At 74.2% G+C, this 24,546-nt stretch carries 26 protein-coding genes; 16 read left to right on the top strand and 10 right to left on the bottom strand.

What is annotated here, in order from left to right:
- Positions 1–54: 54 nt before the first annotated feature.
- Both HS048_RS26700 and HS048_RS26695 read right to left on the bottom strand, forming a co-directional pair.
- The gene (locus HS048_RS26700) at positions 55–726 is read right to left on the bottom strand and encodes a response regulator transcription factor (RefSeq protein ID WP_196469017.1); all 672 of its coding nucleotides are present in this window, start codon (positions 724–726) and stop codon (positions 55–57) included.
- Positions 723–1,790, bottom strand: a complete 1,068-nt coding sequence (locus tag HS048_RS26695; protein WP_196469016.1) for a sensor histidine kinase — start codon at positions 1,788–1,790, stop codon at positions 723–725. Before HS048_RS26695 ends, HS048_RS26700 begins: the two co-directional genes overlap by 4 nt.
- A 130-nt stretch (positions 1,791–1,920) precedes the next feature.
- Between HS048_RS26695 and HS048_RS26690 the strand changes: the two genes are divergently transcribed.
- The 3 genes from HS048_RS26690 (at position 1,921) to HS048_RS26680 (ending at position 5,307) form a co-directional block, all read left to right on the top strand.
- Positions 1,921–3,087: a hypothetical protein gene (locus HS048_RS26690; protein ID WP_196469015.1), complete on the top strand. Its 1,167-nt coding sequence runs from the start codon at positions 1,921–1,923 to the stop codon at positions 3,085–3,087.
- A gap of 183 nt (positions 3,088–3,270) precedes the next feature.
- Positions 3,271–4,179: a carbamate kinase gene (locus HS048_RS26685; RefSeq protein ID WP_196469014.1), complete on the top strand. Its 909-nt coding sequence runs from the start codon at positions 3,271–3,273 to the stop codon at positions 4,177–4,179.
- Positions 4,180–4,206: 27 nt separating this feature from the next.
- A complete protein-coding gene (locus HS048_RS26680; RefSeq protein ID WP_068895778.1) occupies positions 4,207–5,307 on the top strand; it encodes a ring-opening amidohydrolase in 1,101 nt (366 codons plus the stop codon).
- A gap of 81 nt (positions 5,308–5,388) precedes the next feature.
- Here the strand turns inward: HS048_RS26680 and HS048_RS38270 are convergent, their stop codons facing one another.
- On the bottom strand, positions 5,389–5,523 hold the full coding sequence (locus HS048_RS38270; RefSeq protein ID WP_255529731.1) for a hypothetical protein: 135 nt from the start codon (positions 5,521–5,523) through the stop codon (positions 5,389–5,391).
- Positions 5,524–5,672: 149 nt separating this feature from the next.
- Here HS048_RS38270 and HS048_RS26675 point away from each other — a divergent pair, with 149 nt between their 5' ends.
- A complete protein-coding gene (locus HS048_RS26675) occupies positions 5,673–6,245 on the top strand; it encodes an SseB family protein (protein WP_191896361.1) in 573 nt (190 codons plus the stop codon).
- Here HS048_RS26675 and HS048_RS26670 read toward each other — a convergent pair.
- Together HS048_RS26670 and HS048_RS26665 are read right to left on the bottom strand one after the other, a co-directional pair.
- Positions 6,154–7,185: a hypothetical protein gene (locus tag HS048_RS26670; protein ID WP_196469013.1), complete on the bottom strand. Its 1,032-nt coding sequence runs from the start codon at positions 7,183–7,185 to the stop codon at positions 6,154–6,156. The two genes, HS048_RS26675 and HS048_RS26670, sit on opposite strands and share 92 nt — an antisense overlap.
- Complete coding sequence (locus HS048_RS26665) at positions 7,164–8,162, bottom strand: hypothetical protein (protein WP_196469012.1); 999 nt, start codon at positions 8,160–8,162, stop codon at positions 7,164–7,166. Before HS048_RS26665 ends, HS048_RS26670 begins: the two co-directional genes overlap by 22 nt.
- Before the next feature lie 196 nt (positions 8,163–8,358).
- Here HS048_RS26665 and HS048_RS37560 point away from each other — a divergent pair, with 196 nt between their 5' ends.
- The 3 genes from HS048_RS37560 (at position 8,359) to HS048_RS26650 (ending at position 10,345) form a co-directional block, all read left to right on the top strand.
- Positions 8,359–9,177, top strand: coding sequence for a prepilin peptidase (locus tag HS048_RS37560; RefSeq protein ID WP_307832655.1), 819 nt, complete (start codon positions 8,359–8,361; stop codon positions 9,175–9,177).
- 147 nt (positions 9,178–9,324) lie between these two features.
- The gene (locus HS048_RS26655) at positions 9,325–9,789 is read left to right on the top strand and encodes an excisionase family DNA-binding protein (protein WP_307832653.1); all 465 of its coding nucleotides are present in this window, start codon (positions 9,325–9,327) and stop codon (positions 9,787–9,789) included.
- Entirely contained in the window at positions 9,719–10,345 is a 627-nt protein-coding gene (locus HS048_RS26650) for a PIN domain-containing protein (protein ID WP_230881893.1), read from the top strand. Before HS048_RS26655 ends, HS048_RS26650 begins: the two co-directional genes overlap by 71 nt.
- A 71-nt stretch (positions 10,346–10,416) precedes the next feature.
- On the opposite strand, the gene HS048_RS26645 is transcribed toward HS048_RS26650, so the two are convergent.
- Entirely contained in the window at positions 10,417–11,376 is a 960-nt protein-coding gene (locus HS048_RS26645) for a GlxA family transcriptional regulator (protein WP_196469011.1), read from the bottom strand.
- Positions 11,377–11,487: 111 nt separating this feature from the next.
- Here HS048_RS26645 and HS048_RS26640 point away from each other — a divergent pair, with 111 nt between their 5' ends.
- Positions 11,488–11,784, top strand: a complete 297-nt coding sequence (locus HS048_RS26640; protein ID WP_196469010.1) for a putative quinol monooxygenase — start codon at positions 11,488–11,490, stop codon at positions 11,782–11,784.
- A 113-nt stretch (positions 11,785–11,897) separates the two neighbouring features.
- Positions 11,898–12,590, top strand: coding sequence for a DUF998 domain-containing protein (locus HS048_RS26635; RefSeq protein WP_196469009.1), 693 nt, complete (start codon positions 11,898–11,900; stop codon positions 12,588–12,590).
- On the opposite strand, the gene HS048_RS26630 is transcribed toward HS048_RS26635, so the two are convergent.
- The 3 genes from HS048_RS26630 to HS048_RS26620 form a co-directional block, all read right to left on the bottom strand.
- Positions 12,550–13,113, bottom strand: coding sequence for a hypothetical protein (locus tag HS048_RS26630; protein ID WP_196469008.1), 564 nt, complete (start codon positions 13,111–13,113; stop codon positions 12,550–12,552). The two genes, HS048_RS26635 and HS048_RS26630, sit on opposite strands and share 41 nt — an antisense overlap.
- Before the next feature lie 33 nt (positions 13,114–13,146).
- A complete protein-coding gene (locus HS048_RS26625; protein WP_196469007.1) occupies positions 13,147–13,416 on the bottom strand; it encodes a helix-turn-helix transcriptional regulator in 270 nt (89 codons plus the stop codon).
- Positions 13,417–13,661: 245 nt separating this feature from the next.
- A complete protein-coding gene (locus HS048_RS26620) occupies positions 13,662–14,621 on the bottom strand; it encodes a serine hydrolase (RefSeq protein WP_196469006.1) in 960 nt (319 codons plus the stop codon).
- Positions 14,622–14,758: 137 nt separating this feature from the next.
- Between HS048_RS26620 and aroC the strand changes: the two genes are divergently transcribed.
- The 5 genes from aroC to HS048_RS26595 all read left to right on the top strand — a co-directional run bounded on the left by aroC (position 14,759) and on the right by HS048_RS26595 (position 18,887).
- On the top strand, positions 14,759–15,937 hold the full coding sequence (gene aroC, locus HS048_RS26615; protein WP_068895761.1) for a chorismate synthase: 1,179 nt from the start codon (positions 14,759–14,761) through the stop codon (positions 15,935–15,937).
- Positions 15,938–15,994: 57 nt separating this feature from the next.
- On the top strand, positions 15,995–16,495 hold the full coding sequence (locus HS048_RS26610; protein WP_068895760.1) for a shikimate kinase: 501 nt from the start codon (positions 15,995–15,997) through the stop codon (positions 16,493–16,495).
- The gene (aroB, locus tag HS048_RS26605; protein ID WP_068895758.1) at positions 16,492–17,568 is read left to right on the top strand and encodes a 3-dehydroquinate synthase; all 1,077 of its coding nucleotides are present in this window, start codon (positions 16,492–16,494) and stop codon (positions 17,566–17,568) included. Before HS048_RS26610 ends, aroB begins: the two co-directional genes overlap by 4 nt.
- Before the next feature lie 70 nt (positions 17,569–17,638).
- Entirely contained in the window at positions 17,639–18,070 is a 432-nt protein-coding gene (gene aroQ / locus HS048_RS26600) for a type II 3-dehydroquinate dehydratase (RefSeq protein WP_068895756.1), read from the top strand.
- 19 nt (positions 18,071–18,089) lie between these two features.
- Positions 18,090–18,887 carry an SGNH/GDSL hydrolase family protein gene (locus HS048_RS26595; RefSeq protein ID WP_068895754.1) on the top strand — a complete coding sequence of 266 codons (798 nt, stop codon included), beginning with the start codon at positions 18,090–18,092 and terminating at the stop codon, positions 18,885–18,887.
- Between the two features lie 141 nt (positions 18,888–19,028).
- Here the strand turns inward: HS048_RS26595 and HS048_RS26590 are convergent, their stop codons facing one another.
- Positions 19,029–20,996: an ATP-dependent DNA helicase gene (locus tag HS048_RS26590; protein WP_068896190.1), complete on the bottom strand. Its 1,968-nt coding sequence runs from the start codon at positions 20,994–20,996 to the stop codon at positions 19,029–19,031.
- Positions 20,997–21,482: 486 nt separating this feature from the next.
- Here HS048_RS26590 and HS048_RS26585 point away from each other — a divergent pair, with 486 nt between their 5' ends.
- Both HS048_RS26585 and HS048_RS26580 read left to right on the top strand, forming a co-directional pair.
- Entirely contained in the window at positions 21,483–22,802 is a 1,320-nt protein-coding gene (locus HS048_RS26585) for a hypothetical protein (RefSeq protein ID WP_196469005.1), read from the top strand.
- Between the two features lie 81 nt (positions 22,803–22,883).
- A complete protein-coding gene (locus tag HS048_RS26580; protein WP_068895748.1) occupies positions 22,884–24,467 on the top strand; it encodes a Na+/H+ antiporter in 1,584 nt (527 codons plus the stop codon).
- Positions 24,468–24,546: the final 79 nt, after the last annotated feature.

The raw sequence follows: 24,546 nt of genomic DNA, 5'->3' as shown, positions 1-24,546 counted from the left end.
GCGGGACCGGGCCGGTGTCGTGCGGGGCCGGCGGGCCGGACGGCCCGCCGGCCCCTAACCGTGCTCCATGTGTCCGGCGCCCCACGCCCATGCCGCGATGCCGACGCGGTTGGCCGCACCGGTCTTGCGCTGGACGTTGGCGATGTGCGTCTTGACCGTGCCGACGCTGATCGTCAGTTCGGCGGCGATGTCGGCGTTCGTCCCACCGCGCGCCACGAGCCGGGCGATCTCCAGCTCCCGGTCGGTCAGCGGTTCGCCGGGTGGTCGCTCCGGCGCCGGGGGGACGCGCAGGTGACGGAGGAGCCGGACGGTGATCTGCGGGCTGATCAGCGCGTCGCCGGCCATGGCCGCGCGCACCGCCTCGACGAGCAGCGCGGGCCCCGACCGCTTCAGCAGGAACCCGCAGGCGCCGTCGCGCAGCGCCGTGTGGACGTACTCGTCGAGGTCGAAGGTGGTCACCACGATCACCCGCGTCTCGGCGGCCAGCAGCCTGGTGACCTCCAGCCCGTCCAGACGAGGCATGCGGATGTCGGTGAGCACCACGTCGGGGCGCAGGTGGCGGGCCTGTTCGAGCGCGCTGCGCCCGTCGGCGGCCTCGGCCACGACGGTCATGTCGGGCTGGGAGTCGAGGATGAGCCGGAAGCCGATCCGCACGTCCTCCTGATCGTCGGCGATGAGGATCCGGGTGCCGCCGGGGCGACGGGGCGCGGGATCCGGCGCCCTCATGCGGCGTCCTCATGCGGGGCCTTCGCGGGCAGGAGGGCGGTGACGTGCCAGCCGTCCCGGGTGGGGCCCGCCGACAGCGAGCCGCCCAGCACGCCCGCCCGCTCCGTCAGCCCGGCCAGCCCGAAGCCGCCCCTGCGGGCGCCGTCGGAGCGCCCGCCCCTGCCGTCGGCCTCGGAGCGTCCGCCGCCGCCGTCGTCGGCGATCCGCACCCGCACCGACCGCCCCTGCGCGGTGACCTCGACCTGGACGCGGGTCGCCTGCCCGGCGTGCCTGCGCACGTTGGTGAGCGCCTCGGTCACCACCCGGTAGACCGTGGCGGACGTCTCGCGGGACAGGTCGAGACCGGGGTCGACCGTGAGGAGCACCGGCGGAGAGAAGCCGTCGACGAGCCCCTCCAGGCCTTCGACGCCCGGCAGGTGCCGGTCGCGGCCGGCGCCCGGCCGGTCGTGGAGCATTTCCAGGGTCCTGTCCATGGAGGCCAGCGCCCGCACCCCGGCCTCCTCGATGCGCCGCAGGGCGTCGGCCACCGCGGGCGGCAGCGGACCGGGCACGGTGCGGGCGGCCTGGGCCTGGACGAGCATCCCGTTGACGTCGTGGGCGACGTAGTCGTGCAGGTCGCGGGCGAGCGCGAGGCGCTGCTCCCGCTCGGCCCCGGCCACCGCGCGGCGCCGGGCGGAGTCCAGCGAACGCATGTACAGGCCCAGCGCGGCGGCCGCGACCGCCAGGAGGGACCAGCCCGCGCAACCGGTGACCATGAGCGACGGCTCACCCGGCCACAGCGCGCGCATGAGCACCGAGGCGATCGCGGCGCCCGGCAGCCCCACCGCGGAGACCACCCGGCGGCCGGGCGCACGCCGGGCCGCCAGCAGGACCAGCGTCATCAACGCGAGCACCTCGGCCATCATCCACAGCGGGGCGGAGTCCTGCCGTCCCAGTAGCGGATGGGCGGCGGTGATCGCGAGCGACACGGCCCCGGCCGCCTCCGCCGCCGGGGCGACGGGCACCCGTGGGGTGAGAACCGAGACCACGGCGCCCAGCGCCGCGAGAACCGCGATCACGTACATGGCACGGACTCTAGAACGAAAGCGGCGGCGGGCGGATCCGCCGAACGGCGGATCGTCGGGGGCCGCGGCCGCGCGGGATCCGCCGGATGGCGGATGGGCGGCGGCTCGGCCCCGGACCAGGCTGGTCGCCATGGACATGCCACCGAACACGACACTCACTCGGACAGAGACCCGATGGGCCCGATGGGCCCGGTGGGCGGCGCCCGCGGCGGGCGCGTGGTCGCTCGGCTACGGCGCGCTCGGGCTGTGGTGGTCGCGCGGCGGGCCCGGATTCCCCTTCGGGGAGGGCGACGTCCCCGACGCGCGGGCGGAGTCGCTCCTCGGCTCGGCGACCGCGGCGGGGACCGCCCCCGTCATCGCGGTCCTCGGAGCCGCGGGCGCACTGCTGGCCCTGCTCCTCGCCCTGGTACGGCCGCGCGGCGCCCTCCGCGCCGCGGTGCTCGCACCCGCCTGGGCGGCAGCCTTCACGCTGGCCGCGCTCGTCCCCGACGGGCGGGTCCTGCTCGCGCTGGCCTACGCGCCGATCGCCCTTATTGGGGCGCCGTGGGGCTGGCCCGACGTGGACTACTTCGAGGTCGCGCTGCCGTGGCCGGTGCTGAACATGCTGGTCTGCCTGGCCGGCGGAGTGCTGTGGGGAGCCGCGGCGCTGGCGTTCCAGCGGCGCACCCGGGGCGCCTGCGAGGGCTGCGGCCGGGTGGAGGGCCGGGCCGCCCGCTGGGCGAGCCCCGCCTCGGCGGAGCGGTGGGGCCGCCGGGCGGCGTACGTCGCCTTCACCGTGCCGTTGTCGTACGCCGCGGTGCGGTGGGCGTGGGCACTGGGCGTCCCGCTGCTGATCTCCGAGCGGGAGGTCGAGGAGCTCCACCGCAGCGGACTGGTCTGGGGAGGGGCGGCGCTGGCGACGATGGCGGTGCTCGGCGGGATCCTCTCGCTCGGGCTGACGCAGCGCTGGGGGGAGATCTGGCCCCGCTGGGTGGTGGGGCTGGCCGGCCGGCGGGTGCCCCCGGCCTTCCCCGTCGGGTTCGCCTCGCTGGTCACGGCCGTGCTGGCGTCGGCCGGCGCCATGATGGTGCGCATCACGGACTGGGGCGACCCGGCCGCCTGGCTGGTCAACCCGATGGCCTACTGGCCCCTGTGGGCCGTCGCGCTCGGCGTCGCCACGCTCGGGTACCACCTGCGCAGGCGGGGCGGGTGCCGGCGCTGCGGATCGCCCCGGGAGACCGTCCCCGCCCGGGAGACGCGGCCACCGGCGGGAAGCGGTGACGTCGGCCGGGACGGCGGGCGGATGCCGGAGCGGTGAGGTCGGCCGGGGTGGCGGATGCCGGAGCGGTGACGCTCGCCGGGGTCGGCGGGTGCCGGAGCGGTGGGGTCGGCCGAGGCGGTGGCGCCGGCCAGGGGGTGGCGAGTCCTGTCGAAGAGCACCCGTTCCTTGGGCAACGAGTGCCCATGAGCCGGTGCCCGGCGGGCGGCTACCGTCGCCCCTGTGGGTGAACGTGTGCTGATCGCGCTCGGCGGCAACGCCATGACGGCCTCGGACGGGAGCGCCTCCCCGGATGACCAGCGCCGTGCGGTCGAGGGGGCGATGGGCCACGTCGCGGCGCTGCTCGCGGCCGGCCACCAGGTGGTCCTCACCCACGGCAACGGCCCCCAGGTCGGCAACCTGGTGCTGAAGAACCAGCTCGCCGCCGACGTCGTGCCGCCGGTGCCGCTCGACTGGTGCGGCGCGCAGACCCAGGCCACGATCGGCACGCTCGTCCTCAACGCCCTGGAGGGCCGCGCCGCCGTCGTGGTGACCCGCACGCTCGTCGACCCCGCCGACCCCGCCTTCGCCGACCCGGTCAAGCCGATCGGCCGCTACTTCACCGAGGACGAGGCCCGCCGGTTCGAAGTGCTCGGCCAGACCTGGCGCCGCTTCGAGCGCGGCTGGCGCCGGGTGGTCGCCTCTCCGGAACCGCTGCAGATCCTGGACGCGCCCGCGGTGGCGGCGCTGATGGCCGCCGGGTTCGTCGTCGTGGCGGCGGGCGGCGGGGGAGTGCCGGTGGTCCGCACCCCTTCCGGGAGGCTGGCCGGGGTCGAGGCCGTCGTCGACAAGGACCTCGCCGCCGCCCTGCTGGCCCGGACCGTCCGGGCGGCCACCCTGGTGATCGCCACCGACGTGCCCTGCGCCTGGACCGGCTTCGGCACGCCCACCGCCCGCCCGATCGGTGCGGTCACCGCCGCCGGTCTCCGGGAACTGCAGGCGGCCGGCCACTTCGCCGGGGGCAGCATGGGCCCGAAGGTGGAGGCCGCCCTGCGCTTCGTCGAGCACGGCGGCGACCGGGCGGTGATCACCTCGCTGGAGGGCATCGGAGCGGCGGTCGCCGGGGAGACCGGAACCGTGGTGCGAAAGTGAAACCCCTAGGACGGAAAGGCGGCCGGGATGCCGGAACCGATTGAAGTGCGCAAGGTGGCCATCGAGAGCGTGACCGACGCCTCCGGGCTGGAGAGGCTGATCGACGACGGGGTGATCGAGGCGCACCGGGTGCTCGCGGTGATCGGCAAGACCGAGGGCAACGGCGGCGTGAACGACTACACCCGCATCCTCGCCGACCGGGCCTTCCGCGAGGTGCTCGCCGCCAAGGGCCATCCGGCCCCCGAGAGCGTGCCGCTGGTGTGGTCCGGCGGCACCGACGGCGTGCTCAGCCCGCACGCCACGATCTTCGCCACCACGGACCCCGGCCCGGACGCCGCACCGGGCGACGAGCCGCGCCTCAGCGTCGGCATCGCGATGAGCGACGTCATCCTGCCCGAGGACATCGGCCGCCCCGCCATGGTGGAGAAGGTCGCCGCCGGGGTGCGCGAGGCCATGAAGGCCGCCGGGATCGACGACCCCGCCGACGTGCACTACGTGCAGACCAAGACGCCGCTGCTGACCCTGGCCACCATCAACGACGCCAAGTCGCGCGGCAGGGACGTGGTGACCGAGGACACCGGCCCGTCCATGGACATCTCCAACTCCACCACCGCGCTCGGCATCGCCGTCGCCCTCGGTGAGATCGAGATGCCCCGGGCCGACCAGATCCACCGGGACCTGTCGCTGTACTCCTCCGTGGCGTCCTGCTCCAGCGGCGTCGAGCTCGACCGGGCCCAGATCGTCGTCGTCGGCAACGTCCGCGGCATCGGCGGGCGCTACCGCATCGGCCACTCGGTCATGAAGGACGCGCTGGACGCCGACGGCATCTGGGAGGCGATCCGCTCCAGCGGCATCGACCTGCCGGAGCGCCCGCACCCGTCCGACCTGAAGGGCCGCCTGGTCAACGTCTTCATGAAGTGCGAGGCCGACCCCTCCGGCAGCGTCCGGGGCCGACGCAACATCATGCTCGACGACTCCGACGTGCACTGGCACCGCCAGATCAAGGCCACCGTCGGCGGCGTCGCGGCCAGCGTCACCGGCGACCCCGCCGTCTTCGTCAGCGTCGCCGCGGTCCACCAGGGCCCCAGCGGCGGCGGCCCGGTGGCCGCCATCGCCGACCTCGGCTGACGTCCCCCGACCGGCCCGGCCTCCGCCGCCGTGCCGTACGGCTCCGCGTCCCCCGGCGGGGCCGTACGGCACGGCGGCGCGTCAGCTCCAGAGCGCGTAGACGACTCCGAGGGTCCCCACGAAGAACAGGGCCTCGACCGCGTAGCGGGCGGCCCGGGCGAGCTGCGGCTCGCCGATCCGGGTACCGCTTCCGGCCGTGTCCGGCATCGTCCTCACCTTTCCGTCTCCTCTGTCGAGGGGCATCGTCCGCGGAGCATCGTCACCCGTCCCCCGTCCCGGGCGCCCGGGGCGGGCGTCCCGGTCCGCCCGGGACGCCGGAACCGCGCGTCCCGGTCCTTATGACGCCGCCGGTAGGGTGAATGTTCGTGCCGACCATTCCGCAGCCCCTGGTCCCCGGAGACGACGGCGGCTCCGACGCCGCCGTGGCGTCCGCGCTCGCCGCCCACGCCGCGGGCACGGCCGGCGCGGCCGAGGTGATCGCCGCGCTGAGCGGCGCCCGGCTCCTGGTCCCGGTGGTCGCGCTGCTGACCTCCTCGGAGGTCGGCGAGCACGGCCTGCGGCAGGAGAAGGAGAGCGAGATGGCCCTGCCGAAGCTCGTCGGCAGGGACGGCCGGGAGGCGGTGCTCGCCTTCACCGGGGCCGAGCCGCTGCGGCTCTGGCGCCCGGACGCCCGGCCCATCCAGTCCACGACGCCCCAGGTCTGCCAGGCCGCGGTGACCGAGGGCGCGGCCGCCGTGGTGGTCGACGTCGCCGGGCCGGTGCCGTTCGTGATCGAGGGCGGCGTGCTCGCCGCGTTCGCCGCCGTGCGGTCCGGGACCCTCGATCAGCTGGGCCCCGACAGCGGGGTCACCGTGGCGCGGATGGAACAGGCCCCCGAGCCCCCCGCCCCGGCCCCCAGGCGTCGGCGGCTCGGTTGGCCGCCGCGTGGACGAGGTTGATCGTCAGGATCGCCGGAGCGACCACGGCGACGAAACCGCCGAAGTCGCGCTCGAAGACCAGGGCGAGGATCACCGCGGTGACGCCGTTCTGCTGGGCCAGCCCCAGGTGCACCCGGTCGACCACCGGCAGGCCGTGGGTGAGCACCAGCGCCGCGACCATCTGCGCGGCGAACGCGGCCAGGCCGAGCAGCACGCCCATGCCGAGGCTCGTACCGCCCACCAGCAGCAGCCCCATCAGGAACGCCGAGAGCGCGAACGCCGCGCTCACCGCCCGCAGCAGCCAGCGCGAGTCCGGCAGCCGGAGATAGAGGCCGGCCGCCGCCAGGCCCAGCATGAGGGAGCTCCACGCGGCCGACACGACCGCGCCGGCCGCCGCCAGGTAGCTCAGCACCGGCGGGGCGTTCCTGACCAGCCGCCACACCAGGTAGGCGACCAGCGCGAACAGCGCGTTCAGCCCCAGGTCGGCGAAGTAGGCCACCGACAGGCCGCCCCCGCCCGAGCCGCGCACCAGCGCCGCCGCGTAGACCGCCAGGATGATCGTCACCGGGTCGTCGAAGGACGACCACGCGCCGAGGATCGTCTTGGCCCGCGCGGAGAGCCGGTCGTCCTTCATCACGGAGGCGACCGAGAGCGGGTCGATCTGCGCGACCACCACCGCCATGATCAGGGCGCGCGGGTCACCCGAGACGAGGTACACCACTCCGGCGATGAACGCCGTCTTCAGCACCACCCCGACCGTGACCGCCAGCACGATCAGCCGGGTGTGCTCCCTGGCCTCGGCCCGGTCGATGCCGTGCGTGCTGCCGTACAGGCCGATGGCCAGCAGCAGGCTGCTGAACAGCACGTAGGCGGTGGAGTGTTCGAGGCCGTCCAGCCCGCCGAGCTCGGCGGCCAGCCAGCCGGCGGTGACGACGGCGATCAGGAGCCCGATTCGGGCCAATGCTCACTCCTCGGGACGACGGACCGCAGGTGGCCCCCCGGCTTCGGGGGGCGCTCGCGCTGGTTGATCGGGGGAAGGGTGAAGTGGCCGCGGATCATGTCCACGAGCCGGGCCATCTTGTCGTCGGCGACGTCCACCTTGCGCTGGTCGAGCGTCACCCCGACCAGGTAGCGGGCCTCGTCGACCCAGTACAGGTACAGCGCGCCGCGCTCGACGTCGAGCACGGTCCGGACGAGGATGCCGCCCTCGATCCGCCGGAACTGGTTGTTGAGCCTGCCGGTGAGCCAGTTGAGCTGGTTGCCGGCCTTCAGGTAGAGCTCCCGGCGCTCCTCCTGGGCGGTGTCGTGGAAGAAGTGCGCCAGGTCGGCGTCGTCGAGCACGTCGGTGTAGAAGCAGCACCGCCCGCCGGCGTAGTAGGCGACGAAGTGCAGGTCGTCCTGGTCGACCATGGAGACGCAGCTGCCGAGCGCCTTCTCCACCGCCGGACCGATGTCCGGCACGGTGCGGATCAGGATCTCCGACTCGCCGATCACCTTCCGCTTGGTGGCGGTCGGCAGCGGGCCCATCCCGGCCTCCAGGTACGGGAGATACAGACCCCGGTTGTACTGGACCAGCAGATAGACGCCGGTGGCGAAGGCGAACGCGCTGACCCCCGTGGTGACGAGCCCGTGCAGCTCGCCCGGGACCGAGCCCCGCCAGAGCACCGGCCCGAACGCGGCGGCGAACCCCAGCACGGCCTCGCCCGCGGCGGTGACCGTCAGCGCGGCCACCATCAGCACCGGGAGCCGGGCCCGGATCCGGCCGAGCACCGTGGCGACCGCGGCGAGCGTCACGATCACCCCGACGACCGTGACGGCGCGGGCGGTGTCGTACTCCTCGCCCTCGATGTACCACGCGAGGAACTCCAGCAGGACGGGCAGCAGGACCAGCGACGCGATGACGACCGGAAGCCGTGCGAAGCGGTCCCTGCTGTCCACGTGATCCGGCCCTCCCCGGGGTAGGAGTGACCTCCAGACTCCATGATCGCCGCGGCGGGCGTCAATGACCTCGAACGTCATGCGGACCGGCGGCCGGGGCGGGCGGGCTCCCCGCGCCGCGGCCGTGCGGGGCCCGGGACGCCGGTGCGCCGGCGACCGGGGGACAGGGGGGCTCCGCCCGGACTATGGTCGGTCGGTGATCCTCGTGCCCGCGCTCGCGGCCCTCGCCGGTCTGCTGATCGGACTGCGGTCCCGTGCCCTGGTGGTCCGGTACGCGGTCCCCGGAGGAGAACGGCCCGGCCCGGAATCCGGACCGGAGCCCGGCCCGGAATCCGGAGCGGAGTCCGAGGTCGGATCCGGGCAGGAGCCCGGCCGGGAGCCTGAGCCCGCTCACCGGTCCGGACCCGGCGGCACCTACCGCGGCGTACGGCCCGGCCCGCCGCCGCTGGCGGTGGAGGCGCTGACGGCGGCGGCGCTGGGGGCGCTCGCCCTGCGGGCGGTGGCGGGCGGGCCCCTCCCGGACCGGTCGGCGGCCGCCGTCGTGGCGTGGTCGGCGGAGCTGCTGGCGCTGTGCTGGCTGGCCGCGGTCTGCGTCCTGCTGGCCTTCGTCGACGCGGCGGTCCACCGGCTGCCCGACCGGTTCACCCTCGCCGCCTACCTCGGCACCGCCGTCCCGCTCACGGTGGCCGCCGCGGCCGGCGGCCGGTGGGAGGACCTGGCCGGAGCGGGGTTGGGCGGCCTGGCGCTGGCCGTCTTCTACCTGGTGCTGTTCCTGGTCAACCCGGCCGGGATGGGGCTGGGCGACGTCAAGCTCGCGGCGAGCCTGGGCACGGCGCTGGGCTGGTTCGGCTGGGACGTCCTGGTCGCCGGCGCCTTCCTGGGCTTCCTGGCGGGCGGCCTGTACGGCGGGGCGCTGCTGCTCGCCCGCCGCGCGAACCGCAGGAGCGAGATCCCCTTCGGCCCGTTCATGATCATCGGCACGTTCGCCGTCCTCCTGGCGGGCCCTGTCCCCTGATCTACCCTCTGCGGCCCGGAGGCGCCGACGCCACACCGGGTGGTCTGTCCGTGGACTCTGCCCGCAGGGGTGAAGATCTTTCCACTCAGAGGCTCATCTCCTTGCGTTTGTATCGAGTAATGCGAACAATGCGAATAGGGGGTGGGAGTGACTTCTATCGCACAGGTCGGCTCGGTGTCGCCTGGAGCTGTTGATCCCGAGAAGGCGGCCAGAGCGCTGCGACGCATCAACGACTACCTCGTCCACAGTCCGAGCGACAGCGAGGAATTCGAGATCCTCGTCGAAGGCGGTGGCGATCAGGCTCTGGTGCTGCCGCGTCAGGCGGTGGAGATGTTCGCGTACATCCTCGGAGCAATGGCACGAGGACAGGGCGTCCAGATCATGCCGCTCAACGCCGAACTCACGACTCAGCAGGCCGCCGACCTGCTCAACGTCTCCCGCCCGTATCTCATCGGTCTTCTCGAACGCGGTGAGATCGACTATCGCCTCGTCGGGCGCCATCGACGGGTTCGGTTCGAGGCCGTCATGGAGTACATGCGCCATGACGATCTCAAACGCAGAGCCGTGGTCGACGAACTGTCACGCCTCGGACAAGAACTCGGCGAGGATTGATCCGTGGCTCCGGTGGTCGTCTACGACGCCTGCGCGCTGTACGGCAACGCCGTTCGGGACCTGCTCATTCGAGTGGGCCGGGCGCGCCTCGTACAGCCCCGATGGGACCCATCAGATCCTTGACGAGCTCGACCGTGCACTTGCCAGGCGCCCCGCCGCGACAGAGGCGAAGCGTGAACGTCTGCGGACGCTCATGCTCCAAGCGGTGGCGGACTGCCTCGTCACCGGGTTCGAGCCGCTGGTCGAAGGGCTGAAATTGCCGGACCCGGACGACCGCCACGTACTCGCTGCGGCGATCAAAGCCGGAGCGGAGGTCATCGTCACCTCGAATCTCGCGGACTTCCCCGCCGATGCGTTGGACCCGTGGGGCATCGTCGCCAAGTCTCCGGACGCGTTCCTGTTGGACCTCGTAGACATCGCTGACAGAGTCGTCTTCTCGTGCGTTCAGCAGATAGCCGACCAACGGATCAATCCGCCGGAGACGTTGGACGAGGTGCTCAAGCAGCTTGAGCGCGGCGGTTTGGTGGAGACCGCCGCCGCGCTGCGCTTCGGCTGAGCGCACCCGGATAGGCCGTCGCAGATTCCATTGGCGACGGTCATCGCCGGTGAGATGCCGCCGGTCCCGGTTCACCGCCCGCGCAGATCCGCGACCGTGCTTCCGGTACGGCGGCGCAGCAGGACGCGCAGCGTGCCCGGATGCTCGTAGCCGACCCTGCGGGCGATGGACTCCACGGACAGGTCGGTGGTGCGCAGCAGGTGGCGGGCCTGCTCGACGCGCAGATCCTGGACGAACCGCACCGGCGAGGTGCCCATGACGCGGCGTACGGCCCGCTGGAGGGTGCGTTCGCCGACACCGAGCGCACCGGCGGCGTCGGCGATGCTGAGCGGCTGGTCCAGGCGCGCGCGGATCCAGCGCTCGAAGGCGGCGACGGTCGGATCGTGCTGGGCGAGCGCGCCGGGGATGGTGTAGGCCGACTGCGACGGCCGCTCGTCGATCACCAGGTAGCGGGCGACGAGATCGGCCAGGGCGGGGCTGCTCATCCGCACGACCGCCAGGGCCAGGTCGACGTGGCCGAAGGCCGCGCCCGCCGTGATCACGCCGTCGGAGGCGGTCACCATGCGGGTCTGGTCGAGCGTGACCTTCGGATAGCGGGGCCGGAAATGCGGCGCCAGCCACCAGCTGGTGGTCGCCCGCCGTCCGTCGAGCACCCCGGACTCGGCCAGCAGGAAGGTGCCCGTGCAGGCGGAGGCGACCGAGGCGCCCCGCTCGCGGGACTCGGCCAGCAGCCGCCGCACCTCCGCCGTCGCGGGCCCGGCCGCCTCGGCGAGGAGGGCGTCGGGCCGGCGCTCGGCGAGCGCGGGCACGATCAGCAGGTCGGCCCGCCCGGCCTCGCCGACCGGCGCGCAGGACACCAGATGCCCCGCGCCGGTGCGGACCTGCCGGGCGAAGCCGACCGTGGTCACCCGCCACGCGGGCGGCGGCTGCGGGAGCTCCTCGCGCATCGAGCCGGCCGCCTGCAGCACGTCCAGGATCGCCGCGAACCCGGAGTCGAACACGCCGTCGTACGCCAGCACCGCCACATCCATGACGGGAACGGTACCGGAGAAGTCGTTTCCGCCCCTGGGACCGGGACCGGCACGGTCTTAGGTTTCTGCTGACACCGGGATTCCTCCCGACACCGAGATGAGGAGCACCTGATGAAGATCGGACTGCTGGCCCGGATCGAGGCCAAGCCGGAGTACGCCGACAAGGTCGAGGCCCTGCTGGGCGAGGCGCTCGAACTGGCCCGCCAGGAGGACCGCACCCTCGCCTGGTTCGCCTTCCGGCTGGACGCGAACACCTTCGGGGTCTTCGACACCTTCGCCGACGAGGAGGGGCGCACCGCCCACCTGGAGGGCCGGATCGCCGCGGCGCTGATGGAGGCGGCGCCGACCATGCTGAGCGCGGCCCCGGACATCCGCCCGGTGGACCTGCTGGCGGTCAAGCTCCCCTGAGCCGGCCGCGGCGGCGGAAGGCCGCCCGCCGTTGTCCGGAAGCGGGCGGGTGGTTCCGACGTCTCCGGTGCGGGGCGCCACGGCAGGCGCCCGCTTCCGGAGAGGAGGACCCTATGCCGTCCACCACCCGCCTGCAGGCCTGCGGCGTCGCCATCGGCCCGGTGTTCCTGGGGATGTGGCTCGTCCAGGCGCTCACCCGCGAGGGATTCGACCCGGCCCGCCACCCGCTCAGCCTGCTGAGCCTCGGTGGCCAAGGCTGGATCCAGGTCGCGAACTTCATCGTCGCGGGCCTGCTGTACCTGGGCTTCGCCGCAGGTGTACGGCGGGCGCTGCATCCCGGGCCGGGCTCCACCTGGGCCCCCGCGCTGCTGGGCCTCAGCGGCGCGGGGATGATCACGGCCGGGATCTTCCCGACCGACCCGGGGGCCGGTTTCCCGCCGGGCGCGCCCGCGGGGATGCCCGAGTACACCGTCTCCGGCGTCCTGCACGAGGCGGGCTTCCTGCTGGCGTCCCTGTCGTGGACCGCGGCCTGCCTCGTGCTGGCGCGGAGCTTCGCGGCCGCCGGCCGGCGCGGCTGGCCGGCGGCGTGCCTGGCGGTCCCGGCCGGGGTCTTCGCGCTCATCGGGTGGCCCGACCCGAGCAGCCTCACCGTACGGCTGCTGATCGCGTCGGCGGTCCAGTTCGCGTTCGTGGCGGCCCTGGCGGTCCGGATCATGAGGGGCCTGCCGCGGGACCTCCGTGCCCCGCGCCGGCCGCTCTCCCCGGTCAGGCCGGGACGGCCGGGACGATCAGCTCCTCGCCGATGAGCCCGTTCAGCCGGCGGGCCTCGTCCTCGGTGAGGAGCATCAGCACCGATGCCTGGCCGTTGTCCATGGCGTGGAAGCGGCGGCCGTCGCCCTCCAGCTCGTCCATCAGGTAGGAGACGACCATCGGGTCGGCCCAGTCGTCGACGACGTCGACGGTCCAGCGCCGCCGCCGGCCGTCGGCGGTGTACTCGAGCCAGGCCTCGCCGGTGCCGAGGTCGACGTGGTCGCGCACGTCGGTCAGCGCGTCGGGGCGGCCCGCGATCAGGCAGAGCCGCCGGGTGATCTCCACGTAGGCGCCGGGGCCGTGGACGCACTCGGTGTCGAAGTTCCACACGCGCTCGGAGAACCGGCGTCCCCACGGCTCGGCCTCGACCTCGATGCCCAGCACGAACAGCAGGAGGGTGAACGGCTCGCTCTCGTACGCCTCGCGGGGGAACGAGTGCAGCAGCTCCGCCACGGTCCTGCCCGGGGCGAGGCCGATCCCGACCCCGGCGAGCGCGGAGAGCTGATCTTCGAGCGTCATGCGCCGATGTTAACGGGCGGCCGGTGCCCGCCGTCAGCCCGTCTCCGTGCCGGAGCGTTCGGCCACGTCGGTGGCGGCGGCGGCCAGGGCGAGCACGGGGAAGATCGCGTGCCCCGGCACCCGGTAGACGCCCCGCTCGGGCTGCTCGACCAGGCCGGCCGAGGCCAGCGTCTTGAGGTGGTGGTAGAGCTGGCCGGGGGAGGCGAGCCCCAGCGCGGTCTGCAGCTCGGCGATGGGCCGGGGCCCGGTGACCAGCAGCTGCAGGATCTCGAAGCGTGCAGGGTGCCCGGCGGCGGCCAGCACGGCGGCCAGCGGCCCGGCCGGCCGCCGGAGCAGCCAGCCGGGGAGGCGGCGGATCTCCCACTCCCACTGGTAGCCGCCGAAGTGGGCCCGGCCGCCGTAGGCGAACAGGCCGGTCTCGTCGTCGGCCGCCTCCGGCTCCCGCGCCGGGGGGGCGGCGAGCCGGGCCTCCAGGGCCGCGACCCGCGCCTCGAGGTCCTGGAGCCTGTCGTCGACGCCGGTCAGCGGAACCTCACCTCACTGCTGTCTCACTTCAGCGCCGCGCGCACCTTCGCGAAGAAGGCGGGGTCGGTCGCCAGTCGCACGATGAACTCCTGATGAGCATAGCTGCGCATCCCGGAGAACCAGGTGGCCTCCGGGAGCCGGTGCAGGACCAGGACGGTCTCGCGCGGCCTCTCGCCGGGCCGGGCGGTGTACATGGCCTCGCTGATGACGCCGGGCAGCGCACCGCCCTTGGTGCCGATCCGCAGCTCGGCCGGGTCGGCGCCGGGCTGCCGCATCGGCCACTCCAGGTGCCTGCTCGCCACCGGGTCCTTCCTGAGCCCGGCGAGCACCCGGCGCAGGACGCCGGGTTCGACGCGGGTCACCGTCGCGGCCCAGACGGCCTGCCGGGCGAAGTCCGGCAGCGCGGGCGTCACCTGCTTTCCCGCCTTGACGTACCGCTTCAGGCAGGCGTCGGCCGGCAGCGTGCAGCCACCGAAGGCGCGCAGGATCTCGCCGTTGATCGTGCCGACGCCGGTCCGTGCGATCCTGCGCAGCTCGCCGGGGCCGAGCCGGTCGCGGAGCAGGTCGGCGGCGGCGTTGTCGCTCTCCTCGATCATGGCGGAGACGAGCTGGTCGAGCGTGACGCTCTCGCCGGGCGCCAGCCGCTTGAGCGCGGCCTCGTGAGCGCCGCCGTCGGTGCCGGGCACGTGGTAGGCGTTCCACAGGGCCACCGGGACGCGGTCGCCCGGCGCGGCCCTGCCCCGCCGGACCGCGTCGGCGTAGGCGGCGAGATGGACGATCTTGATGCTGGAGGCCACCGGGGCGAGGCGGCCGGCGTTGTGGCTGATGCCCCGGGTCACCAGCGCGACGTCGCCGGGGTGGGCCGCGATGTAGGCGAGCACGGCCTCGACGTCCTTGAGGTCGGCGGGGGCGGGGGCGGCCGCCGGAGCGGCCGGGGCCGCGACCAGAGCGGTCGCCAGGGAGATGCTGAGGATCGCGTTCATGACTCCACGCTAACCGATAATCCGAAATTCCGGAGTATCGATTTTTTGGGAACGCGGGATATGCGGGGAGATCCGCCGGTGTCTCACCTGTTGAGCTGCGGCCATTCCAGTGGGCGACACGTGGAAGACTGGTCCCCATGTTGCGCTGGTTGACCGCCGGAGAGTCCCACGGCCCCGAACTCGTCGCGATCCTCGAAGGGCTGCCCGCCGGGGTGGAGGTGACGACGGCCGACATCGACAGGGCGCTGGCCAGGCGCCGCCTGGGCTACGGCCGCGGCGCCCGGATGAAGTTCGAGCAGGACCTGGTCACGATCGTCGGCGGCGTACGGCACGGCCGCACGCTCGGCAGCCCCGTCGCGATCCGTGTGGGCAACACCGAGTGGCCCAAGTGGGAGACCGTCATGGCCGCCGACCCGGTGGACCCGGCGGTGCTGGAGGGCCAGGCCCGCAACGCGCCGCGCTCCCGTCCCCGCCCCGGCCACGCCGACCTCGCCGGCATGCAGAAGTACGGCTTCGACGACGCCCGCCCGGTGCTCGACCGGGCCAGCGCCCGCGAGACCGCCGCCCGCGTCGCCCTCGGCCAGGTCGCCAGGGGCTTCCTCAAGCAGGCCCTCGGCGTCGACATCGTCAGCCACGTCGTCTCCATCGGCTCGGCGCAGACCACCGAGGGCGTCGTGCCGGGCCCCGGCGACATGGACGCCGTCGACGCCGACCCGGTGCGCTGTGCCGACCCGGCCGGCAGCGCCGCGATGGTCGCCGAGATCGACAGGGCCCACAAGGACGGCGACACCCTCGGCGGCGTCGTCGAGGTGCTCGCCTACGGCCTCCCGCCGGGCCTGGGCAGCTACACCCACTGGGACCGCCGCCTCGACGCCCGCCTCGCCGCCGCGCTGATGGGCATCCAGGCGATCAAGGGCGTCGCGGTCGGCGACGGCTTCGAGACCGCCCGCCGCCCCGGCTCCCGGGCCCACGACGAGATCGAGAACACCTCCGACGGCGTGCGCCGGATCACCAACCGGGCCGGCGGCGTCGAGGGCGGCATGACCAACGGCGAGGCGCTGCGCGTCAGCGCCGCGATGAAGCCGATCTCCACCGTGCCGCGCGCGCTGGCCACGATCGACGTGCTGACCGGCGAGGCCGCCCGCGCCCACCACGAGCGCTCCGACGTCTGCGCGGTCCCGGCCGCCGCGATCGTCGCCGAGGCGATGGTCGCGCTGGTCCTGGCCGACGCCGCGATCGAGAAGTTCGGCGGCGACTCCGTCGAGGAGGTCGCCCGCAACGTGTCGGGTTACCTGTCGTCGTTGGTGATCAAGTAGTCGGTGGTCGGCCGGGTGACCGGACCGACCGAGCGAGAGAGCGGATCGAGGGCTGTGATGGGACCGCGCGCCGTACTGATCGGTGCTCCCGGGTCGGGCAAGTCGACCGTGGGCAGGCTGCTGGCCGAGCGGCTCGGGGTCGCCTTCCGCGACACCGACGCCGACGTGGAGGCCGCGGCGGGCAAGCCGGTGAGCGACATCTTCGTCGAGGACGGCGAGGAGCGCTTCCGCGCGCTGGAGGCCGAGGCCGTACGGCGGGCGCTGGCCGAGCACGACGGCGTGCTCTCCCTGGGCGGCGGCGCGGTCCTGGACGAGACGACCCGCGGGCTGCTGGCCGGCCACCGCGTCGTCTACCTCGAGGTCGGCCTCTCGCAGGCGGTGAGCCGGGTGGGCCTGGGCTCGGCCCGGCCGCTGCTGGTATTCAACCCGCGCAGCCAGCTGAAGAAGCTGATGGACGCCCGCCGCCCGGTCTACGAGGCGCTGGCGGTCGTGACGGTCGCCACGGACGAGCGCGAGCCCGCCGAGGTCGTCGACGAGATCGTGAAGGGACTGGCGTGACGATCACCAGGATCAGCGTCGGCGGGGAGTCCCCGTACGACGTCGTGGTGGGCACCGGTGTGCTCGGCGAGCTCCCCGGCCTGCTCGGGCCCCGGGTGCGCACCGTCGCGGTCGTGCACCCGGAGGGCCTGCCGGAGATCGCCCGGCCCGTCTGCGGCGCGATCGAGGCGGCCGGCTACGAGGTCGTCCGGCTCCCGGTGCCCGACGCCGAGCGGGCCAAGACGGCCGAGGTGGCCGCCGGGCTCTGGTCGGCCTTCGGCCGCCACGGCATGACCCGCTCCGACGCCGTGGTCGGCGTCGGCGGCGGAGCCACCACCGACCTGGCCGGGTTCGCCGCCGCCACCTGGCTGCGCGGCGTCAAGGTGGTGCAGGTCCCGACCACCCTGCTCGGCATGGTGGACGCCGCGGTTGGCGGCAAGACCGGCATCAACACCCCCGAGGGCAAGAACCTCGTCGGCTCCTTCCACCCGCCCGCCGGCGTCCTGTGCGACCTGGCCACGCTGGTGACCGTGCCCCGCGCCGACTACGTCGGCGGGCTCGCGGAGATCGTCAAGGGCGGCTTCATCGCCGACCCGGAGATCCTGGCGCTCATCGAGGCCGACCCCGAGGGCGCCCGCCACCCCGACGGGCGGCACACCCGCGAGCTGATCGAGCGGAAGATCCGGGTCAAGGCCCGCGTCGTCGGCGCCGACCTGCGCGAGAGCGGCCTGCGGGAGATCCTCAACTACGGCCACACGCTGGCGCACGCCATCGAGCGGGTCGAGGACTACCGGATGCGCCACGGCGAGGCCGTCGCCATCGGCATGGTCTACGCCGCCGAGCTGTCCCGCCTGGACGGCCGGATCGGGATCGACCTGGTGGACCGGACCCGCGCGATCCTGACCGCGGTCGGCCTGCCCACGGCCTACCGCCGGGAGGCCTGGCCTGAGCTCCGCGACCACATGCGGCTGGACAAGAAGAGCCGGGGCGCCACGCTGCGCTTCGTCGTCCTGGACGACCTGGCGAAGGTGTCCGCGCTGGAAGACCCGCCGGAGGCCCTGCTGGAGGCCGCCTACAACGAGATCGCCAGGTGAGCGGGGCGGCGGACCCGGCACGGCGGGCGGGGCTCCCGCCCGCGCCGCGAGTGAGGAGTGAAGAGAGCAGATGAGGACCGTCTACGTTCTCAACGGCCCCAACCTGTCGCGGCTCGGCACCCGCGAGCCGGACGTCTACGGCGCGGAGACCTTCGCCGACCTGGCCGCGCTCTGCCGGCAGACCGGCCGGGAGCTGGGCCTGTCGGTGGAGGTCAGGCAGACCGACGACGAGGCCGAGCTGGTGGGCTGGCTGCACGAGGCGGCCGACGGCAAGATCCCGGTGGTGCTGAACCCCGCGGCGTTCACCCACTACTCCTACGCGCTGCGCGACGCCATCGCCCAGCGCACCGCGCCCCTGGTCGAGGTGCACATCTCCAACCCGGCCGCGCGCGAGGAGTTCCGGCACACCTCGGTGGTCGCCGCCGTCGCCACCGGGACGATCGCCGGGTTCGGCCTCGCCTCCTACGTGCTGGCGCTGCGGGCCGTCGCCGACCTGGCCTGAGCGGGACCGGAGGATTCCCATGACGCGCTACAGGTCCTTCGTCGCCCTCGGCGACAGCTTCACCGAGGGCATGAACGACCCGGCCGTGCACCCCGCCGTGGACGCCTCCGGCCTGCCGGCCGAGGCCGGGCGCTTCCGCGGCTGGGCCGACCGGGTGGCCGAGCGGCTGGCCGCGCTCGACCCGGAGTTCCGCTACGCCAACCTCGCGGTGCGGGGCAAGCTCATCGACCAGGTCGTCGCCGACCAGGTGCCGGTCGCCGTCGAGATGCGCCCCGACCTGGTCAGCTTCTGCGCCGGCGGCAACGACCTGCTCCGTCCCGGCAGCGACCCGGACCGGATGGCCAAGAAGCTCGCGGGAGCCGTACGGCGGCTGCGGGACACCGGGGCCGAGGTGCTGCTGTTCACCGGCGTCGACCCCCGCGACACCCCGCTGATGCGCCGCGCCCGCGGCACCTTCGCGGTCTTCTACCTGCACGTCCGCTCCATCGCCGACCTGTACGGCTGCCACCTGGTCGACCAGTGGTCGATGCAGGGCCTGCGGGACTGGCGGGCGTGGAGCGACGACCGCCTGCACATGAACGCGGAGGGCCACCGGATGGTGGCCGCCAAGGTGTGCGAGGTGCTCGGCGTGCCCTGCGACGACGACTGGCGGTTCACCTGGCCGCCCCGGGAGAACGTCGACCCCCGGGCCAAGCGCCGCGAGGACGTCCAGTGGGTCCGCACCCACCTCGGCCCGTGGGTGCTGCGCCGCCTGCGCGGCCGCTCCTCCGGCGACGACCTCGACCCCAAGCGGCCGGACCTGAAGCCCTTCGCCTGACGGCCGGCGCCCCGGCCGCGGAGGACGACCGGAGAAGGCCGGGGCCGGGCGGCGGAGCGCCGCACGGTGGCTCGCGACGGGGCCGGGACGCGGAGGGGCGGCGGGACCCGCCGCGGGCGGACGACGGGATCCGCGGCGGGGTCAGGACGCGGACAGGCGGCGGAGCGCCTCGCGGACCTTGGCCGGGTCGTTCGTGGGCCAGAAGGGCGGCAGGGAGGCGCGCAGGAAGCCGGCGTAGCGGGCGGTGGCCAGCCGGGGATCGAGGACCGCGACCACGCCCTTGTCGTGCTGGCTGCGTAGCAGGCGGCCGGCGCCCTGGGCGAGCAGCAGGGCGGCGTGCGTGGCGGCGACCGACATGAAGCCGTTGCCGCCCTTGGCCGCGACGTGGCGCTGCCGGGCGGAGCTCAGCGGGTCGTCCGGGCGGGGGAAGGGGATGCGGTCGATGATGACCAGCCGGAGCGACGGCCCGGGCACGTCCACGCCCTGCCAGAGCGAGAGCGTGCCGAACAGGCAGGTGGGCTCGTCCTCGGCGAACCGTTTGACCAGCTGCATCGTGGAGTCGTCGCCCTGGCAGAGCAGCGGCACGCTCAGCCGGTCGCGCAGCGCCTCGGTGGCGGCCTTGGCCGCGCGCATCGAGGAGAACAGGCCGAGGGTCCGGCCCCCGGCCGCCTCGATCAGCTCGGTGATCTCCTCCAGGTAGGCTTCCGGCAGGCCGTCGCGGCCCGGCTGGGGCAGGTGCTTGGCGACGTAGAGGATGCCGCTGCGGGGGTGGTCGAAGGGGGAGCCGACGTCCAGGCCGGACCAGCCGGACCGGTCGCCGTCGGCGGCGCTCAGGCCCCACTGGCGGGCCAGGCCGTCGAAGGCGCCGCCCAGGGCGAGGGTGGCGGAGGTCAGCACCACCGTGCGGTCGCCGAACAGCTTGTCGCGGAGCATCCCGGCGACGGTCAGCGGGGCGATCCGCAGGGTCGGGGGACGGCGGTCGGTGGCCCCGTCCAGCCAGACCACCTCGGCCCGGTCGACCTCCTCGGCGTGGCCGAAGGCGTCCAGCATGCGCTGGGCGGTGTCGTGGACCTCGTCCAGCGCGGTGAAGGCCGCCTTGCGCAGCCCGGCGCTCTCCGGGTCGTCCTTGTCGCTCGCGCCGCGCGGGCCCAGCGCGGTGACGCAGGCCGACGCCGCGTCGCGGATCAGGGCGAGCGTCAGGCCGAGCACCTGGGGCAGCTCGTCGAGCCGTCCGGGCGGCGCGACCGCGAGCAGGGCCTTGAGGTCCTCTCCCGCCTGCAGAAGCCGGTCGGCGATGCCCTGCTCGACCAGCCGCCCGACCCGCCGCACGGCCAGCGAGACGGTGTTCTCCGACAGCTCGCCGGTGACCACGGAGGTGACCCGGTCGACCAGCTCGTGGGCCTCGTCGACCACGACGACGTCGTGCTCGGGCAGGAGCGGGATGTCCTCCATGGCGTCGATGGCCAGCAGTGCGTGGTTGGTCACCACGACGTTCGACTCGGCGGCGCGGGCGCGGGCCAGCTCGGCGAAGCACTCCGTGCCGCTGGGGCAGCGCTGCGCGCCCAGGCACTCCCGGGAGCTCACCGAGAACTGCCGCCAGGCCTGCTCGTTGACGCCGGGGACCAGCTCGTCGCGGTCGCCGGTCTCGGTCTCGTTCGCCCAGTCCTGGATGCGCTGGACCATCCGCCCGGTCAGGCTCACCTCACCGGGGTCGAAGAGCTGGTCCTGCTCGTCGTCGGGCCAGCCCGCGCTCGCCTTGTAGCGGCACAGGTAGTTGCGGCGGCCCTTGAGGATCGCGAACGTGGGCTCGGCGGGCAGCAGCGGAGCGAGCGCCTCGGCCAGGCGGGGCAGGTCGCGGTCCACGAGCTGGCGCTGCAGGGCGATCGTCGCGGTGGAGACGACGACGGCGCCCTCGGAGGTCATCGCGTGCCGGATCGAGGGGATCAGGTAGGCGAGGGACTTGCCGGTGCCGGTGCCGGCCTGGACGGCCAGGTGGTCGCCGGAGTCGACGGCCCGCTGGACGGCCCGGGCCATCGCGAGCTGGCCGGGGCGCTCGACCCCGCCCACGGCCTTGACCGCCAGGGCGAGCAGCTCCTCGACCGGCGGCAGGTCGGCGCCCGCGGGGGCCTTCGGGCTCTTCGAACCCTTGGGAGCCCTCGAGTCCTTGGGGGCCTTCGGGGTCTTCGCGTCCGAGGTCCCGGAGCGGCGTTCCGCGCGGACTCCCGCGGAGCTCTCGGCGGGGCTCTCGTCCGGGTTCCCGGCGGGGCGCGGGGAAGAGCTCTCGGTGGGGCTCTCGGCAGGGCTCTCGGCGGGGCTGAGGGAGTCGGTCGGCACGACAGCCAACCGTACCCGCTCGCTCCGACAACCGGACCTGGCTCCGGAGAGTCATCAAACGGACTCGTCCCGGCGTTCCGGACCGCGGCGTTCGTCTCGCATGGCAAACTGGCGGAACCACCGCTGCGCGTACGCGGAGGACCGGGCAGGATCGTCCTCCCGGTGTGCGCGAGGCTGGAGATGGGGATGGAAAGACGGATTCGGTAGGGTTTCCAGAGGTCGAGTGGACGAATAAAGGCTGGTTAAAGCACCATGTCATCCATGTCGGAAGTTGTCCCGTTGCCGTCGTTCGGCGAGGTGTTCTTTGACGAGCGTGGCCAGGAGCGGGTGCTCCGGGTCACCTGGCACGACGGCACGCTGGTGCTGAGCCTCTGGCGCGGCGAGATGTGCACCGCCAGTTTCCGCATGCCGATGGACGACGTGGCCCGCCTGGTGGACACCCTCGACGAGGGGTTCGTCGAGGCCGGGGGCCGCTATCCCGACGAGGTCGGCGAGGACGTCCCGGCGGGGGGCCACCCGGAGCACGCCGGGCACCTGGAGCTCCCCGGCACCGGGCAGTACGCCCGGCCGCGCCCGGAGGACTACGCCCAGCCGGTCCCGCCGCCGCACTACGCCGACCCGGCGGCCACCCAGGTGGCCCCGCCGCACTACGCCGACCCGATGGCCGCACAGGTGGCCCCGCCGGAGGAGCAGCGCCCGCCCGCGCTGGGACCCAACGACGTGCTCGTGGCGCGGGGCGCGGTCCCCCCGCCGGACGCGGCCCCGGACCGCGTCCCGGGATACGGCGCGACCGACGTGGTGCCGCCCGAGAACATGATCGTCGGCGACTCGCTCCCCTACGGGGCGCCCCAGCCGGGCGAGCCGCCGTACCCGGGGCAGCCCGACCCCTACACGCAGCAGGTCCCGCAGCCCGACCCGTTCGCCCCGGCCTCCCGTCCGGCGACGGATCCGTTCGCGGCGCCGTCCCACCGGCAGGCCGACCCCTTCGCCGCGGGCCGGCAGTCCGACGTCTTCACCCCGGCGCAGCCCGACCCCTACGCACAGGCCCCGCAGCCCGACCCCTACGCGCAGCAGGTCCCGCAGCCCGACCTGTTCACCCCGGCCCCCCAGCAGGGGGCGGACCCGTTCGCGGCGCCGCCCTCCCACCGGCAGGCCGATCCCTTCGCCCCGCCCGCCGACCGGTTCCCGCTGTCGCAGCCCGACGCCTACCCCTCCCAGGGGCACTCCACCGACCCCTACGGCATCCCGCCCGTGGGACAGCAGCCCGACCCCTACGGCTATCCCGCCCCGGCCCAACCCGATCCCTACGCGTTCGTGAACCGGCCGCAGCCCGCTCCGGAACGGCAGGCCCCGCCGGGCGGGCATCCGGCGGACCTGCGCGACCTGTACAGCACACCGCCGGCCTACGACCAGCCGTACGAGCAACCGTACGACCCCGACGACCCGCTGAACCTGCGCGCCCAGCAGTCCGGGCAGCACGGGCAGCCGCCGGGGGCCCGCTCCTACCCGGACGCGCCGCACTCCACCGGCGAGCGGCTCCGCCCCGAGCAGGGCTACGACGACGTGCGCCGCGACTGGTGACGTGCCCCGCCTCCCGGCCCGCCACCGGCGGACGCCGGGAGGCTAGGATCCCTTCCCGGGTCTTCGGACGGACGGGGTGGGATGGACCAGTCGATCGCACTGCAACTGCTGGTCGTGCCGGTCGCCGCGGTCGCGGTGGCCGCCGTGTCCCGGCGCCGGGGGTGGCCCGCGCCGCTGCTGCTGGTCCTGGCCGGGCTGGTGCTCTCACCGTTCGTGCCGGAGTACGCGCTCGACCCTGAGATCGTCCTGCTGGTCTTCCTCCCGCCGCTGCTCTACTCCGCCGCGATCGACAGCTCCTACCTGGGCCTCAAGGCGGTCCGCAGGCCGGTCGCGCTGCTCTCGGTGGGGCTGGTGCTGTTCAGCACGCTGGTCATCGGCTGGGTCGTCCACCTGCTCCTGCCGGATCTGCCGCTGGCGGCGGCCTTCGCGCTCGGGGCGATCGTGGCGCCGCCCGACGCGGTCGCCGCGGTCGCGGTGGCCCGCAGGCTGGGACTGCCCCGCAAGGTGATCACCATCCTGGTGGGGGAGAGCCTGTTCAACGACGCCACCGCGCTCACCGCCTACCGGGTGGCGGTCGCCGCCGCGCTGGGACAGGGGATCACCTGGCTGGGCGCGGTCGGCCAGTTCGCCTACGCGGCGGTGGGCGGAGCGGCGATCGGCCTGGTGCTCGCGTGGCTGCTGTCGAAGATCCTCAGAGCGCTCGGAGACGCGCTCGTCGAGAACACCGTGATGCTGCTGACCCCCTTCGGGGTCTACCTCGCCGCCGAGCTCGCGCACACCTCCGGGGTGGTCGCGGTGGTGGTCGTCGGCCTCTACATCGGCCACCGCCTGCCGCGGAGCGGCTTCGGCACCCGCCTGCTGTCCGGCGCGGTCTGGAAGGTCATGGACTTCTTCCTGGAGTCGGTCGTCTTCGCGCTGATCGGCCTGCAGATGTGGCCGATCGTCACCGCGCTCGACTGGTCCGAGCCGCTGGAGCCGGTCGGCACGGCGCTGGCCGTGTTCGCCGTCGCGGTGCTGGTGCGGGGCGTCTGGGTCGTGCCCGCCACCTACCTGCCGAGGCTCCTGTTCCCGGGGGTCCGCCGCCGCGAGCCCGAGGCGCCCTCCTGGCAGCACATCACGATCGTCGGCTGGGCCGGAATGCGCGGCGTGGTCTCCCTGGCCGCGGCGTTCGCCGTCCCGGAGGACTTCCCCGGGCGGGCCACGCTGCTGTTCCTCACCTTCACGGTGGTGATCGGCACGCTCCTGCTGCAGGGGCTGTCGTTCCCCGCGCTGATCCGGCGGCTGAGGGTCTCCAACGAGCGGGAGGCCTTCGCCGACGACCTGGCGGAGGCGGGCGCGCAGCAGGCGGCGGCCGCGGCCGCCCTCGCCCGGCTGGACGAGCTGGTGGCGGACGGGGTCGCCGACGTCCACCGGGAGGTCGTGGAGCAGCTCAGGCTGCGCGCCGAGCGCCGTACCCTGAGCGCCTGGGAGCGCCTGGGCGGAGGCACCGGCCCGGGCGGCGAGGACACGCCCGGCACGGTCTACCGGCGGCTGCGCAGGGAGATGCTGGCCGCCGAGCGCGAGGTGTTCGTGCGCCTCCGCGACGAGCGGCGCATCGACGACGAGGTGCTCCGCCGGGTCATGCACGAGCTCGACTTCGAGGAGGCCACCCTGGAGCGGGACTGACCGCTCCTTCCCGCCGGTCCCGGCCGGTCACCCGTCCGCCGGTCCCGGGCGGTCCCGGGCGGTCCCGGCCGGTCACCGG

The sequence above is a fragment of the Planomonospora sp. ID91781 genome (genome assembly GCF_015711595.1).
Lineage (GTDB): Bacteria > Actinomycetota > Actinomycetes > Streptosporangiales > Streptosporangiaceae > Planomonospora > Planomonospora parontospora.
Note: the sequence above shows the minus strand (reverse complement) of the source record. Positions and strands in the feature narration are given on the sequence as shown.